Annotated in this window: 16 protein-coding genes; 10 read left to right on the forward strand and 6 right to left on the reverse strand. The window is 75.3% G+C overall.

The features are described from left to right. Positions 1-60: 60 nt before the first annotated feature. From VE614_RS13280 to VE614_RS13290, 3 genes are all read right to left on the reverse strand, one after another. On the reverse strand, positions 61-4,494 hold the full coding sequence (locus tag VE614_RS13280; RefSeq protein WP_324936082.1) for a cation-translocating P-type ATPase: 4,434 nt from the start codon (positions 4,492-4,494) through the stop codon (positions 61-63). Between the two features lie 103 nt (positions 4,495-4,597). Next, positions 4,598-5,119: a hypothetical protein gene (locus tag VE614_RS13285; RefSeq protein WP_324936084.1), complete on the reverse strand. Its 522-nt coding sequence runs from the start codon at positions 5,117-5,119 to the stop codon at positions 4,598-4,600. A gap of 134 nt (positions 5,120-5,253) precedes the next feature. Further along, positions 5,254-6,585, reverse strand: a complete 1,332-nt coding sequence (locus VE614_RS13290) for a PHB depolymerase family esterase (protein ID WP_324936086.1) — start codon at positions 6,583-6,585, stop codon at positions 5,254-5,256. Between the two features lie 335 nt (positions 6,586-6,920). Here VE614_RS13290 and VE614_RS13295 point away from each other — a divergent pair, with 335 nt between their 5' ends. Then, positions 6,921-7,709: a pectate lyase gene (locus VE614_RS13295; RefSeq protein ID WP_324936088.1), complete on the forward strand. Its 789-nt coding sequence runs from the start codon at positions 6,921-6,923 to the stop codon at positions 7,707-7,709. Between the two features lie 114 nt (positions 7,710-7,823). Here the strand turns inward: VE614_RS13295 and VE614_RS13300 are convergent, their stop codons facing one another. Continuing rightward, positions 7,824-8,564 (reverse strand): PaaX family transcriptional regulator C-terminal domain-containing protein, encoded by a 741-nt coding sequence (locus tag VE614_RS13300; protein ID WP_324936090.1) that lies wholly within the window; start codon positions 8,562-8,564, stop codon positions 7,824-7,826. Positions 8,565-8,639: 75 nt separating this feature from the next. On the opposite strand from VE614_RS13300, the gene VE614_RS13305 reads away from it, so the two are divergent. The 7 genes from VE614_RS13305 (at position 8,640) to VE614_RS13335 (ending at position 16,104) form a co-directional block, all read left to right on the forward strand. Then, a complete protein-coding gene (locus tag VE614_RS13305; RefSeq protein ID WP_324936092.1) occupies positions 8,640-10,301 on the forward strand; it encodes an acyl-CoA dehydrogenase family protein in 1,662 nt (553 codons plus the stop codon). 17 nt (positions 10,302-10,318) lie between these two features. Then, the gene (locus VE614_RS13310) at positions 10,319-11,440 is read left to right on the forward strand and encodes a hypothetical protein (RefSeq protein WP_324936094.1); all 1,122 of its coding nucleotides are present in this window, start codon (positions 10,319-10,321) and stop codon (positions 11,438-11,440) included. Further along, positions 11,440-11,898: a hypothetical protein gene (locus tag VE614_RS13315; protein ID WP_324936096.1), complete on the forward strand. Its 459-nt coding sequence runs from the start codon at positions 11,440-11,442 to the stop codon at positions 11,896-11,898. Before VE614_RS13310 ends, VE614_RS13315 begins: the two co-directional genes overlap by 1 nt. Positions 11,899-12,014: 116 nt before the next feature. Next, positions 12,015-13,100, forward strand: coding sequence for an exo-alpha-sialidase (locus VE614_RS13320; RefSeq protein ID WP_324936098.1), 1,086 nt, complete (start codon positions 12,015-12,017; stop codon positions 13,098-13,100). An 82-nt stretch (positions 13,101-13,182) separates the two neighbouring features. Then, complete coding sequence (locus VE614_RS13325) at positions 13,183-13,860, forward strand: uracil-DNA glycosylase (RefSeq protein WP_324936100.1); 678 nt, start codon at positions 13,183-13,185, stop codon at positions 13,858-13,860. Next, positions 13,857-14,993 (forward strand): N-acetylglucosamine kinase, encoded by a 1,137-nt coding sequence (locus VE614_RS13330; RefSeq protein WP_324936101.1) that lies wholly within the window; start codon positions 13,857-13,859, stop codon positions 14,991-14,993. The genes VE614_RS13325 and VE614_RS13330 overlap by 4 nt, the downstream gene beginning before the upstream one ends. Positions 14,994-15,180: 187 nt before the next feature. Continuing rightward, complete coding sequence (locus VE614_RS13335; RefSeq protein ID WP_324936103.1) at positions 15,181-16,104, forward strand: hypothetical protein; 924 nt, start codon at positions 15,181-15,183, stop codon at positions 16,102-16,104. Positions 16,105-16,212: 108 nt separating this feature from the next. Here the strand turns inward: VE614_RS13335 and VE614_RS13340 are convergent, their stop codons facing one another. Both VE614_RS13340 and VE614_RS13345 read right to left on the reverse strand, forming a co-directional pair. Continuing rightward, complete coding sequence (locus tag VE614_RS13340; RefSeq protein ID WP_324936106.1) at positions 16,213-17,238, reverse strand: lactonase family protein; 1,026 nt, start codon at positions 17,236-17,238, stop codon at positions 16,213-16,215. Positions 17,239-17,360: 122 nt separating this feature from the next. Further along, positions 17,361-18,863 carry an FUSC family protein gene (locus VE614_RS13345; protein ID WP_324936107.1) on the reverse strand — a complete coding sequence of 501 codons (1,503 nt, stop codon included), beginning with the start codon at positions 18,861-18,863 and terminating at the stop codon, positions 17,361-17,363. Between the two features lie 255 nt (positions 18,864-19,118). On the opposite strand from VE614_RS13345, the gene VE614_RS13350 reads away from it, so the two are divergent. Both VE614_RS13350 and VE614_RS13355 read left to right on the forward strand, forming a co-directional pair. Beyond that, the gene (locus tag VE614_RS13350) at positions 19,119-19,595 is read left to right on the forward strand and encodes an Lrp/AsnC family transcriptional regulator (protein WP_324936115.1); all 477 of its coding nucleotides are present in this window, start codon (positions 19,119-19,121) and stop codon (positions 19,593-19,595) included. Between the two features lie 55 nt (positions 19,596-19,650). Further along, positions 19,651-20,346, forward strand: coding sequence for an HAD family phosphatase (locus tag VE614_RS13355; RefSeq protein ID WP_324936111.1), 696 nt, complete (start codon positions 19,651-19,653; stop codon positions 20,344-20,346). Positions 20,347-20,381: the final 35 nt, after the last annotated feature.

Raw genomic sequence — 20,381 nt, forward strand, 5'->3', positions numbered from 1 at the left:
ACGGCGCATACCGCTGAGGGGCCGGAGAGCCGCCCGCCCCACCCGGCGGGCGGCCCGGCCTCAGGCTCCGGCCGCTCCCACGACCCGGCCCTCCACGACGGCGGACTTCCGCGCGACGTCCTCCACGGCCGGGTCCTCCACGGCCGGGCTCGGTGGAGCGTCCTCGGCGTTCCGTGAGCCGGCGGCCGTGCGGGCCACCCGCAGCACCGTCCGCTCGAGATCCGGCAGCACCCGCTGCCCCGCCACCGCCAGGGTGATCGCCATCGCGACGCCCGCCCAGGCGAGGGGCCCGAGCGGGGTGCAGCCGACCAGACGACTGGCGACGGGGGTCTGGACGAGGGCCACCAGGGCGGCGGCCGAGCCCAGCGCGGTGACCTGGACCAGCGGACTGTCGCGGCGGTCCAGCAGGGTCTGCGCGAGCTGGGTGCCGACCACCGCGCACAGGGCCATCGTCGTCGTACGGCGGGCCGTGCCCGGGGTGAACCGGCCGAACAGCCAGGCGGCGACCGCGCCCAGACAGGTGGTCAGCGCCCGGTGCCGTATCTGCCGCATCAGCGGCGCGCCCAGCAGCGAGGTGCCCAGCGGCCCGCTCGACTCCGTCTCCGCCGGGTCCTGCTGCGGGGTGACCGCTACGGCCATCGCCGGGAACAGGTCGGTGAACAGGTTCACCAGCAGCATCTGGCGGGTCGACAGCGGCGCCGTGCCCGCGAGCAGCGTACCGAGGATGCCGAAGGCGACCTCGCCCGCGTTGCCGCCGATCAGGATGGCGACGGAGTCGGCGACGCTGTGCCACAGGGCGCGGCCCTCGCCGACCGCCTCCACGAGGACGGTCAGGTCGTCGCCGGTGAGCACCAGGTCGGCGGCGTTGCGGGCGGCGGCGGAACCGCGGGCACTGATGCCCACGCCGATGTCGGCGGCGCGGATCGCGGCCGCGTCGTTGGCTCCGTCGCCGACCATCCCGACCACCCGGCCGGCGTCCCGCAGCGCCTCGACGACCTGGAGCTTCTGCTCGGGCGCCACCCGGGCCACGACATCCGCGTCGCGCAGCATCCGGGAGCGCTCGCCGCGGTCCGCGGCGGCCAGGTCGTCCCCGGTGACGACGGCCGTGTCCTCGGGCCAGCCCAGGTCGAGCGCGATCGCCCGTGCCGTCTGCGGATGGTCGCCGGTCAGCATCACCGGTCGTACACCCGCCGCGCGCAGCCCGCGCACCAGGGCGTCCGACGTCTCGCGGGCCACGTCGGCCAGCGCGAGCAGTCCGGCGAACTCCAGGTCGTGGGGCTGCTCGTCGCAGACCTCGGCGTCGTTCTCGCCGTCGGCCAGGCGGCGCCGGGCGACCGCCAGCACCCGCAGGCCGTCGCGGGCCAGCGCGTGCGCGGTCTCCTCCGCGTGCTCGGGCAGTTCGCGGCAGGCGGGCAGCACGATCTCCGGGGCGCCCTTGACCTCGAACACCCGCACGCCCTCCGCCACGTGACCCACGGCGCCCGCGTAGCCGCGCCCCGCCTCGAACGGCCGGGCCTCGGTCTGCGTCCACTCGGGGTCGCGTCCGGCCGCGTCCAGGACGGCCTCGTCGGTCGCGTGCACCACCTTCTCGCCGCCGTTGACCTGCGGACAGGCCCGTACGGCGATCCGCAGCACCTCGGAGTCGCGCGCCTCGTCGAGCTTGCGGACCGTCCCGTCGGCCTCGGCGATCCGGACCAGGCGGAGTTTGTTCTCGGTGAGGGTGCCGGTCTTGTCGAAGCAGATGGTGTCCATCCGGCCCAGCGCCTCCAGGGTGCGCGGGGTGCGCACCAGGACGCCGCGCCGGCTCAGCCGCCGCGCCGCCGCCAGCTGGCCCACCGTCGCCACCAGCGGCAGCCCCTCGGGGACGGCGGCCACCGCCACCGCCACGCCGCCGCTGACCGCCTCGCGGATCGGGGTGCCGCGCAGCAGCGAGAGACCGGTGACCGCGGCGCCGCCCGCCATGGTGAGCGGCAGGGCCTGGCGGGTGAGTTCCTGGAGCCGGGCCTGGACGCCCCCGGCCGGCGGGGTGCGGGCGGCGAGATGGACCGCGCGGGAGGCCTCGGTGCGGTCGCCGGTCTCCACGACGACGGCCCGGGCGTGCCCGGCGACCACGGTCGTCCCCTCGAACACCATGCAGCGGCGGTCCGCGACGGCGGCGCTCGGGGTCGGCTCCACCTGCTTGTCGACCGGCAGCGACTCGCCGGTCAGCGCCGACTCGTCGACCTCCAGGCCGTCCTCCCACAGCAGCCGGGCGTCGGCGGGCACCACGTCGTCGGCGTTCAGCTCGATGACATCACCCGGCACCAGGCGGGCCGCGTCCACGGTGCGCGGGCCGCGCCGCCGCCGGTCGCGCCGGGGCTGCGGGGCCCCGGCCTCACCGTCGGCCGTCACGCGCGCCTTCTGCTTCTGCTCGGCGACCAGTCCGGACAGCGCCCGCTCGGCCCGCAGCCGCTGCACTCCGCCGACCAGGGCGTTGAGGTCGAGCGCGCCGACGACCAGCAGTGCGTCGGCGACGGAGCCGAGTATGGCCGACGCGGCCGAGCCGACCGCGAGCACCGGGGTGAGCGGATCGTCCAGCTCGTTGCGTACGGCGCGGGCGAGCTGGAACGACCAGCGGGCGGGAGCCATGCCGGGCATCCGCCCGACCGTGCCGACGGTTTCGCGCACCCGGTCCACCGCCTGCTCGACGGCGGTCTCCTCGTCCTCCAGACGGTCGGCGAGGCGGGCTTGGACCGAGCGCGGGTCCAGGGCGTGCCAGGCCACCCGCGGCCGGGGGTGCGGGGCCCGCGCCAACGCCACGCCGACGGCCGCGCGCACCCCGCCGAGCAGGGCGGCCGCGGCGCCCACGTCGACGGGCGCGTGCCGCAGTCCGGGCAGCAGCGGGTTGCTCTGGCGCCGGGACTCGCCCACGGCGACCAGCAGTCCGGACAGCGCGGCGCCCGAGCGGGCCAGCGTCTGCGACCGGCGCCCGACCTTGCGGGCGGCGGGCACCGCGGCCAGCAGCCGCCAGACGTCCGGCAGGCCGTGGGGGGTGAGCACGTCCGCGCCCCAGGCGACGGCCGCGTCGCGGTCGGCGAGCGCGACGGCCAGGTCACCGGCGAACAGGGCCTCCAGGACGTCGGTGTCGTCGACGGAGGAGGGCCGGGCGACGGTGATCACACAGCCGTCGTCCTGGCGCAGCCGGTCCACGGCCTCGGCGGGCGGGCGGCCGGCCGGCACGATGTGGTCGGCGAGGCCGATGAAGTCGGTGAGGGCGGGGTCGTCGCCCACCACCACCCGCAGTTTGGCGCGGCGCGCCGCGTCGAGCACCGGCTCGGCCCACGGATCCGCGTCGCCGTCCGGGGTGCGCAGCGCGCTGGGGTGCAGGAAGACCGTCCCGGCCGTCTCCAGGCGGCGCAGCCGCTGCTGGTCGCGGACCAGTACGCCGGTGCGGGCCAGGGCGCAGCTGAGGGCGGCGTGGAAGGCGGCGGGCCCGTAGCGGGCGGCCTTGGGGGAACCGGCGAGCACCGCCTCGGCCGCCTCGCCGGCGCTGTGCTTGACCAGCAGGGTCGCGAGGGCGCCGACGAGGGCGCCGGACTCGGCGTGGACGGCGTACTCCTGGGCCGGGGTGCGGCGCAGCGGCGGGCGCGGGAACCGGTCCATGGCCACGCCGTCCCGGTGCGGTACGCACAGCCGGTCGTGGACGGCGTCGAAGGCGGCGCCCCGCGCCAGGGTCTCGGCCAGTCCGCAGGTGCGCAGCGAGCCGTCGAGCAGGAGGGCGACGGGGTTCTGGCCGGCGCCGTGCACGGCCGCGTTGACGGCGGCAAGCACCAGGTCGGCGCGGGAGTCGCCCAGCCGTCCGCGCAGCCAGGAACGGAAGCGGGGGTGCTCGCGCAGCAGGGTGTTGCCCGCCGACACGAACTTGGGTGTGGGCGGCAGCCGCAGCGCGGCGGCGGCGAACGCGGCCCCGGCCCCGAGCGCGTCGGCGCCCAGCGCCAGCACGGCGGTGCGCACTCCCACCGGGTCGCCGGGATGCGCGAACTCCTCCACCGACTCGTCGTCGGGGGCCAGTCCGTGCCGTTCGGCGAGGTCGGCGGCCTTCTCCAGGACCGTGTCGGCCACGGCGGCCTCGGTCGCGGCCACGACCAGGCGGGACAGCCCGCCGTCCCAGTACGCGTACGCCACGTCGGGCCGCTCCGCGAGCGCGGCGGCCACCCGCCGGGCGGCATGGGCCGTCCCGTCCGTCTCGTGCGCCCGTTCCGGCGCGGCGGTCCTGAGCGCCAGGTGCGCCCGCCGCCCGGATCGCCAGTCACGCCTCTGCCCGGGCAGCACGGCGGCCCGCGCGACCCGTGCGACCCGGACGGCGGAGTCCGCGCCGCGCACTCCGGCCCGCGCCGTCCCGGCCGCCGCGCCCGCGGCCATGCCCACGGCGGGCGCGGTCCCGCGCGCCAGCAGCCGGGGCCCGGCCAGCAGGGCACCGGACACGGCCGTCACCGGCCCCGTCAGCAACCCCATCGCACACCTCAGCTCGTGCTCAGCCTGCTCGGTTGGTGATCAGTTGGTGGTCGGTTGTGGTCAGTTCGCGGGCGATATGTATCGCTCCGCGGTCACCTCGTGCTCACTCGTTCGGATCCGTGCGGCCCATGGCCGCGGTGCGCCGCCGGGCCGCCGTGCGCTGGTGGGCGGTCGCCGCCTTGATGGTCGTCGTGCCGGTCCCGTGGACCGCCTTCGGCCGGGCGGCCGTCGTCCGGTTGCCGGCCGCCGTGGTCGCGCCGGACACCTGCGCGGGGCCGCCGGACACCTGCGTACGGCCACCGGACGTCGTCACGGACGCGCCGGTGGACGGCCCGCCCGTGCCGGTCCGCGTCGCCCGCTGCTCCTGCTGCCCGGGCTTCGGCTGGGTCAGCCAGGCCACGGCCGCTCCGGCGACCGCCACCGGCCACTCGACGACACCCGCGACGCCGAGCAGCCCGGCTCCCGTGTAGACCGCGATCCGGCGCCCGCGCGGCGAGACGGCCCCGATCGTGTCCAGCGTGCCCTCGGCGGCCCTGCCCACCACGCCCGCGCCGGGCAGCCGGCGCAGTGCCGAACCGGTGAGGCGCACCGGTTCGGTCAGAACGGAGGACGGCTTCCGTGTCATGACGCTCCCCGCCTCCCTCGGATGGGGTGTGTGCATGAGCCCGAGTTCCCGTAAAACACCCAGTCACCCGTGGAAAGCGGGGCAAACACCGATGGCCGGAGGGATCTCCTCCGGCCACCGTGCGAGCCCGTCGGTCAGGCGGTCGCGCAGACGGTCCCGTTCAGCGTGAAGGCGCCGGGCGCGGCGCTGTTGCCGCCGTGGTTCGCCTGATAGCCGATGGTCACCGAGGCGTTCGGCGCGAGGGTGCCGTTGTACGCGGCGTTCGTCGCCGTCACCGCGCCGCCGGCCGGGGCGTACGTGGCGCCCCAGCCGTTGGTGATGGTCTGGCCGGCGGGGAGGGTGAAGCCCAGCCGCCAGCCGTTGATCGCCGCCGTACCGGTGTTCGTGATCGTCACGGAGGCGGTGAGTCCGCTGCTCCAGGCGCTGGTGGTCGCGGTCACCGCGCAGCCGGACGGCTGCGGCTGGGGGCCGGGGTCCTGGCCGGCCAGGCCGAAGAAGGTGAGCACGCGGGCGCCCATGGTGCCGTAGGCGTACAGGTTGTGCCCGACGCCCTGGAGGCTGATCGCCTCCACGGGGGCGCGGTCACCGGTGCCGCCGTAGCGGGTGCGGGTCCAGCCGGTGGCGGGGGTGTCGGTGGACGCCGGGGCCTGGCTCACGCTCAGGACGTTCGTCCACTGCTCGATCTCCTCGCCGAAGTTGGGGTAGCGCAGCACGTCGTCCTCGGTGCCGTGCCACAGCTGCATCCGGGGCCGCGGCCCGGTGTAGCCGGGGTAGGCGCCGCGGACCAGGTCGCCCCACTGCTGCGGGGTGCGGGTCACGGTGCCGTTCGCGCAGGCGCTGTTCCACTCGGAGCCGTCGGTGGTGGCGAAGCAGCCGAAGGGGACTCCGGCGAAGGCGGCGCCCGCGGCGAACACGTCCGGGTAGACGCCCAGCAGGACGTTGGTCATCATCGCGCCGGAGGAGATGCCGGTGGCGAAGACCCGCTTCGGGTCGGCGTCGTACGTGCCGAGCACCCAGTCGACCATCGACTTGATGCCGACCGGGTCGCTGCCGCCGCCCCGGCGCAGGGCCTGCGGCGAGGAGACGTCGAAGCACTTGCTGGACCGGGTGACCGACGGGTAGACGACGATGAAGCCGTGGCGGTCGGCGAGCGAGGCGTACTCGGTGCCGTTGTGCATCGCCGGTCCGGAGCCGCCGCAGTAGTGGACGGCCACCAGGACCGCCGGGTTCGGGGTGACGCGCTCCGGGACGTACAGGTACATCTGGAGATTGCTGGGGTTGCTGCCGAAGCCGGTGACCTCGGTCAGGGTGGCGTAGGGCACGTCGGCGGCGGCGTCGGTGCGGGCGGCGGCCGGTGGTGCGGCGAGCAGCAGCGCGGCGAGCAGCGGCACGAGCGCTCCGTAGAGCGCGGCAAGCGCTGTGCGCAGGGGTTTTCTCCTCGCGGTGGTGCCGGCGGTGGCGGACACGTGGTCGTCCCTTCCTGATCGCGGGTCTCGGGGTCGTCGGTGCGAGCACACCAGCGGGGCGAAGGCACCGTGGAAGCGCTCCCACACCGTCACACGGGAGCCGCCGCGCCGACGTTCACCCGGATCACGCCCCCCTCGGGACTGGCCGAATCCGCTCTGCGCGAAGCGTTGACCAGAAAGCGCTTACCCTCTACGGTCCGTTCAACAGCGTGACCGACTGGCGCCATCCAGGCGTCAAGACGTCGCACTTCCCGCACCTGGCGTACAGACATATGCATCATGTTCGTGTACATGAACGGAACTGGACACCCCGCCCCCACAGAAGGAATCGGGACATGGCATCTGTGACACCCGTCCGCACCCGGCGGCGCGCGCTGACCGGAGCACTGGCGACGCTCGGCGTTTCGGTTGGCATGATCATGACTACCGGAGCCCCGTCGGCGAGCGCCGCCACCTGGCCGACCCCCACCGGCAGCCAGCCGGTGAGCGCCACCATCACCCTGAACGCCTCCAAGGACTACGGGATGCAGCGCCTCTACGGCAGCGGCGCCCTCGGCGGAGGCGACCAGTCCGAGGGCCAGCAGCCGATCCTCAAGCTGGCCGACGGCGTCACGCTGAAGAACGTCGTCATCGGCGCGCCCGGCGCCGACGGCATCCACTGCATGGGCAGCTGCACCCTCCAGAACGTGTGGTGGGAGGACGTCGGCGAGGACGCCGCCACCTTCCGCGGCGGCACCGGCGCGACGTACCACGTGATCGGCGGCGGCGCCAAGAAGGCGGCCGACAAGGTCTTCCAGCACAACGGCGGCGGCACGCTGAACATCTCCAACTTCGCCGTGCAGGAGTTCAAGACCCTGTACCGGTCCTGCGGCGACTGCTCCACGCAGTACACCCGCAAGGTCAACCTCAACACCATCGAGGTGACCGGGACCGGCACCACCGCGCGGCTCGTCGGCATCAACGTCAACCGCAACGACGTGGCGACGCTGCGGAACATCACCATCTACAACGACGCGGGCCGGAAGGTCGTCCCCTGCCAGAAGTACAACAACAACACGGCGGTGGGCACGGGCCCGGACAGCACCAACTGCCTGTACTCCACCTCGGACATCACCTACCGCTAGACACCCGCGGGCGGTGAACCCCGGCCGTACGAAGCGCCCCCACAGCTCTTCGTACGGCCGTCGCGCGGGCCGGACGGCCGTCGCGCCGTCCGCGGTGCCGCCGTCCGCGCCCCGCTATCCGCGCTCCACGCGCGCGTGCACCTGCGCCGCCAGCTCCTCCCGGTAGTCCGCGTACGCGGCCCGAAGCGCCCCGCCCGGCCAGGCGGCGGGCAGCAGCGGCTCCGGCAGCACCGGATCCGCCAGCAGATGCCGGACGACGGCCGCGAACGCGGTGAGCCGGCCGGCCGGACCGGGCGCGTGGGCGACCTGGCCGAGCAGGTCCCGCGCGGTGGCCGCCCAGGCGTCCAGCGGCCACAGGGCGGCGGCCAGCTCCGCGGCGGGCCGGGCGGGGCGGGCAGCGCAGCGCTCGCCCACCCGCCCGAGGTCGTCCGGCAGGGGCCGGCGCAGGTTGGCGGGGCGCAGCCAGACCCCCTCGCGCAGCTCGGCGAGGCGCAGGGCGACCAGCCGGGTGCGCAGTTCGGCCCGTTCGGCGGGGCCGCGGCCGGTCGCGGTGACCACGACCATCTCCCAGTCGCCGTCCCACGCGCGCGTATGCGGCCGTACGGCCTCGTCCTGGCGGCGCTGGCGTTCCAGCAGCCGTTCGCCGATGCGGTAGCCGGTGCCGGTGCGCCGCAGATCCCCGGCGGCCGTCATCCGGCTGAGCGCGGCCCGCAGGGTGGAGCCGCCGACGCCGAACGGCGCCACCACGCGCGCGAGGTCCTTCGCGGGCAGCTCCGGAGGGTGCGCGCCGAGCAGCAGGCTCAGCACGACCGAGCGCGCGGACAGCGGACGCAGGTCGGGTTCGTTCGTCGGCATGGCCTCGTACTGTACGGCGCAGCGCGTGGCGTTGCAGTATTGCTGCGGCCGCGACCAAAGTGCAACACTCCCTTCATGGCCTCCACCGTCGCGCACGAGCAGCAGGGCCCCGCCACCCACACGGTGGCCAACCAGCCCCCGCCCCTCGCCCCGTACGACGCCTCGGACGACCCCGCCCTCCTGGAGGGCCTGCGCCGCGAGGGTGCCGGATGGGCCGAGGAGGACATCCGTCGGCTCGGCCGGCGGGCCGGGAGCGCGCAGGCGCAGGAGTGGGGCGACCTGGCCAACCGGCACGAGCCGGTGCTGCGCACCCACGACCGTTACGGCCACCGGGTCGACGAAGTCGAGTTCCATCCCAGCTGGCACCACCTGATGGAGGTGGCCGTCACCGAAGGGCTGGCCGGGACGCCCTGGGCGGACGACCGGCCAGGCGCCCATGTCGTCCGTACCGCGGGCGGACTCGTGTGGGGGCACGCGGAGGCCGGCCACGGCTGCCCGACCTCGATGACGTACGCCGCCGTCCCCGCCCTGCGCCGCGAGCCGGAGCTGGCCGAGGTGTACGAACCCCTGCTGACCAGCCGCGCGTACGACCCCGGCCTGCGGATCCCGACCGAGAAGCGCGGACTGCTGGCCGGGATGGGCATGACCGAGAAGCAGGGCGGATCCGACGTACGGACCAACACCACGACCGCCACACCCACCGCCGAACCCGGCGTCCACACGCTGCGCGGGCACAAGTGGTTCACGTCGGCGCCGATGTGCGACGTGTTCCTGGTGCTGGCGCAGGCCCCGGACGGGCTGTCCTGCTTCCTCGTCCCCCGCGTCCTGCCGGACGGGACCCGCAACGCGTTCCGCGTCCAGCGGCTGAAGGACAAGCTGGGCAACCGCTCCAACGCCTCCTCCGAGCCGGAGTTCGACGGGACCGTCGCCTGGCTCGTCGGCCCCGAGGGGCAGGGCGTCAGGACCATCATCGAGATGGTCAACTGCACCCGCCTGGACTGTGTGATGGCCTCCGCGACGCTGATGCGCAAGACCCTGGTGGAGGCGGGTCACCATGTGCGGCACCGCACCGCGTTCGGCGCGCGGCTGCTGGACCAGCCGCTGATGCGCAACGTGCTGGCCGACCTCGCCCTGGAGTCGGAGGCCGCGACGACCTTGACGCTGCGGCTGGCGGGCGCCGCCGACCGGGCCGTGCGCGGGGACGCCGGGGAGCGGGCACTGCGCCGGATCGCCACCGCCGTCGGCAAGTACTGGGTCACCAAGCGCGGCCCGGCCTTCACCGCGGAGGCCCTGGAGTGCCTGGGCGGCAACGGCTATGTGGAGGAGTCCGGGATGCCCCGGCACTACCGCGAGGCGCCGCTGCTGTCGATCTGGGAGGGCTCCGGCAACGTCAACGCCCTCGACGTCCTGCGCGCGCTGAGCCGCGACGCCGCCGTGACGGAGGCCCTGTTCGCCGAACTCGCCCTGGCGCGCGGGGCGGACGCGCGCCTGGACGCCGCGGTGAGCGGGCTCAAGGACGGCCTCGCCGAGGCGTCCCCGGCCGGCGCCCGCAGGCTGGTGGAACGGATGGCGCTCGCCCTCCAGGCCTCCCTCCTCGTCCGTTTCGCCCCGCCGGCCGTCGCGGACGCGTTCTGCGCCACCCGGCTGGGCGGCGACTGGGGGTACGCGTTCGGCACCCTCCCCGGGACGGCCGACCTCGACGCGATCCTCGCCCGGGCGCTCTCCGCGGACGCCTGAGCGGCGCCGCGTCCGCGTTGTCAGTGCGGTGGTGCGGACTGAGGGAGCGGATCACGGTCGAGCGGGACGACCGGGTCCTGATCGTCCTCACCGAGTGCCTCGGCGACTTCGCCCGGCGGCATCCCGGGCACGCCGCCGAGGCCGTCGATCTGCTGGTCCGGCAGAGCGCGCCGCCGTACGGCCCCGGGCTGCGGCTCGCCGCGCTCGGCCGGCTCGCGGACCGCGCCCCCGACCGTCTCCCGGCCGACCTGGTACCGACCGTCGTACGGCTGTTGCGGGACCGCTCCGGGCACCGGCCGGCCGATCCCGGCGGGCCCGGCCGGCCCGACACCTGCACCGACACGCTGATCGGCCGGCTCCGGCGGCTGCGGCCCCCGGACGAGGAGGGAGCCCGGCTGCTGCGCGGCCTGCACAGCGCGCTCGACGACCGCGTGGACGAGCGGATCGCCCTCCTCGCGGGGCAGCTGACCCTGCCGGACGCCGTCGACCGGTGCAACGCCGTGTGGATGTCCGCGGGCCTCTTCCGCACGTGGCGGGCCGACTGCACGCGCCCCGTCGCACTGATCGGGGAGCAACTGGACGACGCGGACGACAGGCTGAGGGACGCCGCGGTCTCGATACTCGACGGGCTGTCGGAACTCGCCGCTCCGGCCGCCGGCTCTCTCGCCGCGCTGGTGATCTCCCGTCCCGACCTGTGGGTACGGCGGTGGGAGCACGGGGCGCCGACCCTGGGCAGCCCGCTGGAGACACTGGCCCAAACCGGGGACGCGCGCGCCGTACCGGTGCTCGCCCAAATGCTCGCGGGTCCGGTCGTCCCGGACAACGCGGCGTCGGCGGTCGCCCGGCTCGGCCCGGCCGCGGCCCCGCTCGCCCCGGCCCTGCGCCGCCGCCTCGCCGAGACACCGCTCGACTCCCCCGAGGTGACCGCCCGGGTGGGACCGGTGCTCTCCGCGCTCAGGACGCTGCGGGACACGGAGGCGGTCCCGGAGATCGTGCGGCTGCTGCGGGACGCGCGACACGGCACGCCCGCCGGCCATGCCCTCGTCCCCCTCGCGCTGCGGGCGCTGAGCGACTTCGGCCCGGCCGCGCGGGAGGCGCTCCCGCTGCCGGCGCCCTGCTGGAGACCGAGCACGCGGTGATGGCCGCCGAGGCGGTCTGGGCGGTGGAGCGGGACGCTGCCGTGGTCCTGCCGGTGCTGCTCCGCGAGGTCGAGCGGGGCAGCCGTCCGGCCGCGGAGGCGCTGGAGCGCATGGGCGCCGAGGCCCGCCCGGCGCTGCCCGCGCTGCGGCACCTCGCCGGATCCGCCCGGCTGTGGGACCGCACGGCCGCCGCGTGCGCGCTCGCGCGGATCACCGGGGACGCCGCCTCCGCCGCCCCGGCGCTCCGCGCCGCGTGGGCGGAGAACCCGTACACCCGCCCGGTGATCGCCGAGTGCCTGGCCGCGCTGGGCGCCGCCGCCGCGCCGCTGCGGGACCTGGCCGAGACGGAACTGGCCGCGCGGCGACGGCACACGGCGCTGACGGACGGCTACGGCAGCCATGACATCGCGGACGACGAACGGCTGCTGCGGGTGTGCCGCGCGGTCGCGGCGGGCTGAGGACGTGCCGCCGACACCACGGTGACCTGCGGCGACGGCGTCCTGAGGGGTGACTGTCAGTGGTGGGGTGCAGACTGGCCGATGTCTGAGACGAAGATGTCGCGGAGGTGATCGGCATGACCGAGGTACTGCTCGCCGTGGGCACGCGCAAGGGCCTGTTCATCGGGCGTCGGCGGGGTGGGGCGTGGGAGTTCGACGAGAGCCCCTGCTTCAACGCGCAGGCCGTGTACTCGGTCGCCATCGACACCCGCGGCTCCGCCCCGCGGCTGCTGGCCGGCGGCGACAGCGCGCACTGGGGTCCGTCCGTGTTCCACTCCGACGACCTCGGCCGCAGCTGGACCGAACCCGCCCGGCCGGCCGTCAGGTTCCCGCAGGACACCGGGGCCTCACTGGAACGGGTGTGGCAGCTGCACCCGGCGGCGGCCGAGCCGGACGTGGTCTACGCGGGCACCGAACCGGCCGCGCTGTACCGCTCGGAGGACCGCGGGGAGAGCTTCACCCTGGTCCGCCCCCTGTGGGAGCACCCGACCCGCTCCCAGTGGATGCCGGGCGGCGGCGGAGAGGGCCTGCACACCATCCTCACCGACCATCGCGACCCACGGTCCGTGACGGTGGCCGTGTCGACGGCCGGCGTGTTCCGCACCACCGACGGCGGCGCCAGCTGGGCGCCGTCCAACTCCGGGGTCTCCGCCGTCTTCCTGCCCGACCCGAACCCGGAGTTCGGCCAGTGCGTGCACAAGATCGCCCGGGACGCGGTCACCCCGGACCGGCTCTACCTCCAGAACCACTGGGGGGTGTACCGCAGCGACGACGCGGGCGCGCACTGGAGCGACATCGGCGAGGGCCTGCCGTCCACGTTCGGCTTCGCCGTCGCGGCCCATCCGCACCGCGGGGACACGGCGTACGTCTTCCCCATCACCGCCGACTCCGACCGCGTGCCCGCCGGCCGGCGGTGCCGGGTGTTCCGCACGGCGGACGCGGGCAGGACCTGGGAGCCGCTGACCGCGGGCCTGCCGTCGGAGAACCACTACGGCACGGTGCTGCGCGACGCGATGTGCACGGACGACGCCGACCCGGCCGGCGTCTACTTCGGCAACCGCAACGGCGAGGTGTTCGCCTCGGGCGACGACGGCGAGAGCTGGCGGCAGTTGGCCTCGCATCTGCCGGACGTGCTGTGCGTACGCGCCGCGGTGGTCGCATGAGCCGGTTACGGCCGGGCCGGCCGGGCCCGGCCCTTGGCCACCGGTTGATCTCCCTGTGCCGTACGGCAGTAGGGTGACGCCCGTGGCACCACGACCGTTGCATGAAATCGTCGAACCGGGCTGGGCGAAGGCCCTCGAACCCGTCGCCGGAAAGATCGCCGAGATGGGCGACTTCCTGCGTGCGGAGATCGCCGCGGGACGCACCTACCTCCCGGCCGGGCAGAACGTCCTGCGCGCCTTCCAGCAGCCCTTCGACGAGGTGAGGGTCCTGATCGTCGGACAGGACCCCTACCCGACCCCGGGGCACGCGGTGGGTCTGTCGTTCTCCGTCGCCCCCGAGGTACGGCCGCTGCCCGGCAGCCTGATCAACATCTTCCGGGAGCTGCACACCGACCTGGGGATCCCGCAGCCGTCGAACGGCGATCTGACGCCGTGGACCCGGCAGGGCGTGTTGTTGCTGAACAGGGCGCTCACCACGGCCCCGCGCAAACCGGCAGCGCACCGCGGCAAGGGCTGGGAGGAGGTCACCGAGCAGGCGATACGCGCGCTGGCCGCCCGCGGCAAGCCGCTGGTGTCCATCCTGTGGGGCCGGGACGCCCGCAGTCTCCGCCCGCTCCTCGGCGACCTGCCGTCGGTGGAGTCCGCGCACCCGTCCCCGATGTCGGCGGACCGCGGCTTCTTCGGCTCCCGTCCGTTCAGCCGCGCCAACGACCTGCTGATGCGCCAGGGCGGCCAACCGGTGGACTGGCGCCTGCCGTGACGGCCGGCACCGGGTCCGCCGATTCCCGGGCCGCCGACCCGGGCGCCACCGGATCCACCGGGTTTCCCGCCGCAGCCTCCGGCGCCGCCCGGCCCGCCGGGTCCCTCGCCGCCGACTCGGCCGGCACCCGAACTGCCGGATCGCCCACCGCCGACTCCTCCCGCGTCGACTCCGCGGGATTCCTCGCCGTCGACTCGGGCGGCTCCGGGCTCCGGGTCGTCGTCGGGACGGTGGGCGCGGGGCCGCTCGGGCAGCGGGAGTCGCGGATCCCGGTGCGCACGGGCGCGCGCGGGATCGACGCGGAGCATCTGAGGGAACAACTGGTCCCCCTGGTCAGGGCGTTGACCGCCGAGACCGGTGTGGCGCGGCTCGGCACGGCCGCCGTCGGCGCCGCCGGTTTCGGCACGCTGGGCGACGCGCTGCGCGCCGAACTGCCGGGCGCCCTGCGGCGGGAGTTCGGCATCCGCCGGGTCGCCCTCGCCGCGGACGCCGTCACCGCGTACGCCGGCGCCCTCGGCCCGCGGCCCGGGGCCGTGATCGCCGCGGGCACCGGGCTGATCGCGCTCGGCACGGATCTGATCCGATGGCGGCGGGCCGACGGCTGGGGTCATCTGCTCGGTGACTGCGGCAGCGGGGCGTGGATCGGCCGCGCCGGGCTGGAGGCCGCGCTGCGGGCGCACGACGGGCGGGAGGGCGGCTCGGCCCCGCTGCGGGCATGCGCCGAGCGGCAGTTCGGCCCGCTGCCGGACCTCCCGGGCGCCCTCTACCCGCGGTCGGACCGCCCCGCCGTCCTCGCCTCGTTCGCGCCGCAGGTGGCGGCCTGCGCCGCCGAGGACCCCGTCGCCGCGGGCATCCTGCGGGCGGCGGCCCGGCACATGGCCGACGCGGCGGCAGCGGTCTGCCCCGCACAAGGGACACCGGAGGTGGGTCTCACCGGTGGCCTGTTCAAGATGGGCGAACCGCTCCTCGCCCCGGTGCGGGAGGCACTCGCCGAGCGGCTGCCGCACGCCCGCTGGGTGCGCGCCGAGGGCGATCCGCTGCACGGTGCGGTCCGGATCGCCACCGCGCTGGCGACGGGCGCGCTCACCCTCCCGGGGGACGAGAAGATGCTCTGCGTGACGCCTTCGGAGTGACGCCTTGGGTCGGCCGATCCGGCCCCACGGTTTCGGCCGTCGGCAGGACGCCGCGCGGGTCGCCGTAAGGAAAATCCGCTGATCAGTTCTGTTCCTCACGTAACTCATCAGACAAAACCGGACGGAAACCGCTCACCTGCACCCTCCCCGAACAGGGGAGCCACGGAAACCACTAACATGCGGCACCATGAGCTCCCCCACTGGGCCCGCGTCCGGCCTGCCTGTACGAATGCCGCGCCCCCGCCAGCCCGGGCGGCACCGCCGACCCGAGCCCCTGGCGGCTCCCGAGGGCGCGCCCGCGCTCGTCCTCGCGGTGCCCGGCACGCCCAGCGCCGCCACCCGCGGCCTCGCCGAGGAGATCGTGAGCATCGCCCGCTCCGAGCTGCCCGGCCTCGACGCCCGGATCGGGTACGTCGACGGGGACGACACCGAGTTCCCCACGCTCCAGGCCGTGCTCGCGCACGCAGCCGACGAGCGCACCGCCCGCTACGAGCAGGCACTCGCCGCAGGCGTGGACGCCACGGAGCCCGAGGGCCCCGTCGCCGTCGTCGTGCCCCTGCTGGCCGGTCCGGACGGTGCGCTGCTGCGCCAGGTCCGCCAGGCCGTGATGGACAGCCGGGTCGCCGCCGAGCTGACCGATGTGCTCGGCCCGCACCCGCTGCTCGCCGAGGCGCTGCACGTGCGGCTGTCGGAGGCCGGTCTGGCCCGCGCCGACCGCGCCCGCCTGTTCACCGTGGCGACCGCCGCGGACGGCATCGTCCTCGCCGCCGTCGGCGGGGAGGAAGCCGTGCAGGCCGCCGGGATCACCGGCATGCTGCTCGCCGCGCGGCTCGCCGTGCCGGTGATGGCCGCGGCGCTCGACCAGGAGGGCTCGATCGCCTCCGTCGCCGAGCAGCTGCGCTCGGCCGGCTCGCAGCAGCTGGCGCTGGCGCCCTACCTGATCGGCCCGGAGATCGACGCCGCGCTCGTGGAGGCCGCCGCCGCCGAGGCCGGCTGCTCCGCCGCCGAGGCGCTGGGCGCGTACCCGGCGATCGGCAAGCTGGCGCTGGCCAAGTACACGACGGCCCTGGGCATCGCCCCGCAGCAGCCGCAGGGCGCGCCGGTCCGCTGACCCGAGCGGCACCGCCGTACGAAAAGGGCCCGCTCCGCACCAGGAGCGGGCTCTTAGCTCGTGGTCACGTACGCGATCCCGCCGCGGGCGCTCCCCCCGCCGGCGTGCTCAGCCGAGGACCACGCAGGACGCCGCCGTCACCTGGACCGCCCCGGCGCGGCGCGGCCACCCCGTCGCCGGGTCGACGGCGAACCACGTCACGTCCCCGGAGCGCTCGTTGGCGACGTACAGGTGGCCGCCCGAGGCGGTGAGGGCGCGCGGCCAGTGGCCGCCGCAGGGCACCGTCCCGGCCGGCCGCAGGGTCTCGCCTTCGACGGCGAGGACGGAGAGCACGTCCTCACCACGGGTGGCGGTCCACACGAACCGGCCGTCGGGCGAGACGACGATCCCCGACGGATAGGCGTCACCGGCGGGCGCGCCGGGCAGCACCGGCGTCTCCGTCAGCGGGCGCAGGACGCCGTCCTCGGCCTCCCAGCGGCAGACGGTCACCGTGGGGCTGAGTTCGTTGACGACGTAGGCGTACGCACCGGCCGGGTGGAAGGCCAGATGGCGCGGTCCGGAGCCGGGCCGCAGAGGAGTCTCCCGGTGCGGGACGAGGCCGCCCTCCTTCAGGGCGCACACACGCACGGAGTCGGTGCCGAGGTCGACGCTGACGATCCACCGCCCGCTCGGGTCGGCCTGCACCTGGTGGGCGTGGGGTCCCTGCTGGCGGGGCACGTACGGCCCCGATCCGGTGTGCTGGAACGTTCCGGACGCGGTGGGCGCGAGGCTGCCGTCGGGGCGCAGGGGGACGACGGTGACGCTGCCGGAGCCGTAGTCGGCGGTCAGGACGTGTCCGGCGTGCACACCGAGGTGGGTGGGACCGCCGCCGACGCGCACCGGCTGCCCGACCGGCCGGGGCACGTCCCCGTCCACCCGGAACGCGGCGACCGCGCCGTCCGCCCTCTCACTGACCGCGTAGAGCATGCGCCCGTCCGGTGCCAAGGCCAGGTAGGAGGGGTCGGGCAGGCCGTCGACGCCGTTCAGGAGCGTGAGCGCGCCGCTGTCGGGATCCACGGCCGCCGTCACCACCCCGGGGCCGCCGGCCGCCGTGAACGACCCGATGAACGCCCGCCGCTGTCCGCCGTCTGCCACCGCTGTCCCCTCTCGGTCCTGGGCTTCCGCAGGCGACGGTAGCAGCGGACCGCTGAAGGTCTAGACCAAGCGGGTGAACATTCTTGCCGTGACGCCTGGCGAGCGCCGGGGCTCGGGCGGCCTCAGGCCCCGACGAGCGGTGAGCCCGGCGGGGTCCGCAGCGGGGTCGCCAGTTCGGCGAGCGCGCGCTCCAGGCCGTGCAGATGGGCGAGGGCCGGTTCCGCGGCGGGCGGGTGGTGCGGCGCCAGACCGGTGATCTCGCGCTCGGCCGGGCCGCCGGTCAGTGCCTCCACCGCGGCCTGGACCCGCCAGCAGGCGGCGGCCAGCCGGGCGTCGTGGGAGGCCTCCGGGTCGGCGGCGACGGCGACCAGACCGCGGACCTCCCGGGCGCAGTCGTCGAGCAGGGCGAGCACCCGGCGGGCGCGCCGCTTGCGGACGAGCATCGGGTTCAGCGGATGCACCAGCGGGGCGACCGCGAGCCGCACGCGGGCGAGCTGCTGCTCCAGGTCGGCCACGCGCGGGGCGGGGTCGGCGGCCGGGTCGCCGGCCAGCCGGGCGGCGGCCTCGGCGGTGCAGGCGTGGACCGAGCGCAGGGCGCGCTGGATCCAGGCGTCGGTGACCGTGTGGGTGGTGACGGGCAGGACGAAGAGCACGGCGAGGACGGCACCCACCGCGCCGACCCCGGTCTCGGCCAGGCGCAGGGCGAGCAGCGCGGGGTCGAGCACGTCGAGGAGGCCGTAGAGCAGCGAGGCGAGCAGGGTGACGCAGAGCATCATCCAGGTGTAGGAGACCGCGGCCGTGTAGAAGACGCCGAAGACACAGAGGGCGAGCAGCGCGACGGAGGGGGCGGCCGCGCCGTGCAGCGGGACCGCGACCAGCACCCCGAGGCCGATGCCGAGGACCGTGCCGAGGACGCGCCGGAAGCCGCGGACGAGGGTCTCGCCGCGCGAGGTGGTGTTCACGAAGATCCACCAGGTGGCGCCGACGGCCCAGTACCAGCGCTCACCGGACACCAGCTGGCCCACGACCAGCGCGAAGCCCGCGCCGACGGTCGCCTGCACCGCCTGGCGGGTGGTGATCCGGGAGAGTCCGGTGCCGTCCGGCGGGGCCACCGCGGGCGCCGGGGGCAGCCGACGCTCGTAGCACCACAGCCCGAACCGCACCACCGCCGCGGTGAGCACGGACAGCAGGACGGCCGCGTACAGCTCGGGCAGCTGACGCGGGGTGGCCTGCAGGAACTGCGCGATGAAGTAGGTCATGAAGGCGAACACGCCGAGGCTGTGCCCGCGCGGGCCCCAGCGGCGGGCGTAGACACCGGCGCCGACCACCGCGAGGAAGACGAGGTCACGGGCGACGGGCCGGTCGTGCACCGCGGCGGCGACGGCGAGCACCGGCAGCCCGACCGCGGGCAGCAGGGCGGTGGTGACCGCCTGGCCGCGCACGGTGGCGTCGGTGACGGTGAACAGGGCGAGCAGCGCGGCGAGGCCGCCGATGACGGCGCCGACGAGGGAGTGGCCGGCGAGTCCGCAGACGGCGACCGCGAGGCCGATGCCGAGGACCGCGCGCGTCGCGAAGCGCAGCCGCGTCCGCCCCGGGTCCGGAGCCACGAACACCCTCTTCAGCACTGCTTACCGCCCCCTGGAGCTGATCGGCACGAAAAAGGCGCCGCGGGATCCGCAGCGCCATCGACCTCCCCATGACAGCATCAATTCCGCCACTGGCTCAAGTGCCCTTGCTTCCACTGGTCCATTGGCTCACCTTCTCGCGTGGGGATGCGCCCAGCACCGGGCCATCGGACCATGGCGAGTGGTTCAGTCCGCCCTGAGCACGCTGGGCCATTGGTACAGTCACTCAAGATCATCGAGGAGGGGACGCCCACCATGGCCGTGGACGAACTGGACACCCGCATCCTGCGGCTGCTGCTGGAGCAGCCGCGTACCAGCGTGCGGGAGTACGCCCGCATCCTCGGGGTCGCCCGCGGCACCCTCCAGGCCCGGCTGGACCGGCTGGAGCGGGAGGGTGTGATCACCGGCACCGGTCCGACGCTCTCCCCCGCCGCCCTCGGCCACCCGGTGCTCGCCTTCGTCCACATCGAGGTCACCCAGGGCCACCTCGACGACGTCGGCGACGCGCTGGCCGGCGTGCCGGAGATCGTGGAGGCCTTCTCGATCACCGGCGGCGGCGACCTGATCACCCGGGTCGTGGCCCGCGACAACGCCCACCTGGAGGATGTGATCCAGAAACTGATCAGCCTCCCCGGCGTCGTCCGCACCCGCACGGAGGTGGCCTTGCGCGAGCGCGTGCCGCACCGGCTGCTGCCCCTGGTGGAGTCGATCGGCCGCACGGCGAAGAGCTGAGCGCCGCCACCACTCCGGGAGATCCGGCCGGAAACCGCCTTGGCATCCTGGTGCCATGAACACTCTCGGCGGCATCTCGGTCATCTTCGACCTCGACGGAACGCTCGTGGACAGCGAGCCGAACTACTACGAAGCGGGCCGGCGGGTCCTCGCCGAGCACGGCGTACCGGACTACACCTGGGCCGACCATGAGCGGTATGTCGGCATCAGCACGCTGGACACCATCGCGGACTGGAAGCGGCGGTACGACCTGAGCGCGCCCACCGAGGAGTTGTTCGCCGCCAAGAACCGCCGCTATCTGGAGCTGGCCCGCGCCGCGACGCCCAGCTATCCGGAGATGCGCAAGTTCGTCGAGCTGCTCGCCTCGGAGGGCGTCCCGATGGCCGTGGCCTCCGGCTCCTCCCCCGAGGCCATCGACGCTATCCTCGCCGCCACCGGCCTGGACGCCTTCCTGCGCACGGTCGTCTCCGCCGACGAGGTCCCGCACGGCAAGCCCGCCCCCGACGTCTTCCTCGAGGCGGCCCGCCGCCTCGGCGCCGCCCCGGCGACCTGCGTGGTCCTGGAGGACGCCGCCCCCGGCGCCGCCGCCGCGCACGCGGCCGGCATGCGCTGTGTCGCCGTACCGTACGTGCCCGACCAGGCCGGCGACCCGCGGTTCGCCACGGCGGGGCTGGTCTTCCGCGGCGGCCAGCAGGAGTTCACGGCGCGGGCGGCGTACGACTGGCTGGCCGGCACCACTCCGGCGTCCTGACCCGACGGTCCCGGCCGAATCGGCCGGGACCGTTG

This window comes from Streptomyces sp. (assembly GCF_035645055.1).
Taxonomy (GTDB): Bacteria; Actinomycetota; Actinomycetes; order Streptomycetales; family Streptomycetaceae; genus Streptomyces.

Bases quoted from the DNA above. Each gene is read 5' to 3' on its own strand.
- VE614_RS13305 (WP_324936092.1), top strand. From the start codon at position 8,640: ATGGCCTCCACCGTCGCGCACGAGCAGCAGGGCCCCGCCACCCACACG.
- VE614_RS13350 (WP_324936115.1), top strand. From the start codon at position 19,119: ATGGCCGTGGACGAACTGGACACCCGCATCCTGCGGCTGCTGCTGGAG.
- VE614_RS13320 (WP_324936098.1), top strand. From the start codon at position 12,015: ATGACCGAGGTACTGCTCGCCGTGGGCACGCGCAAGGGCCTGTTCATC.
- VE614_RS13285 (WP_324936084.1), bottom strand. From the start codon at position 5,119: ATGACACGGAAGCCGTCCTCCGTTCTGACCGAACCGGTGCGCCTCACC.
- VE614_RS13355 (WP_324936111.1), top strand. From the start codon at position 19,651: ATGAACACTCTCGGCGGCATCTCGGTCATCTTCGACCTCGACGGAACG.
- VE614_RS13280 (WP_324936082.1), bottom strand. From the start codon at position 4,494: ATGGGGTTGCTGACGGGGCCGGTGACGGCCGTGTCCGGTGCCCTGCTG.
- VE614_RS13295 (WP_324936088.1), top strand. From the start codon at position 6,921: ATGGCATCTGTGACACCCGTCCGCACCCGGCGGCGCGCGCTGACCGGA.
- VE614_RS13335 (WP_324936103.1), top strand. From the start codon at position 15,181: ATGAGCTCCCCCACTGGGCCCGCGTCCGGCCTGCCTGTACGAATGCCG.
- VE614_RS13300 (WP_324936090.1), bottom strand. From the start codon at position 8,564: ATGCCGACGAACGAACCCGACCTGCGTCCGCTGTCCGCGCGCTCGGTC.
- VE614_RS13315 (WP_324936096.1), top strand. From the start codon at position 11,440: ATGGCCGCCGAGGCGGTCTGGGCGGTGGAGCGGGACGCTGCCGTGGTC.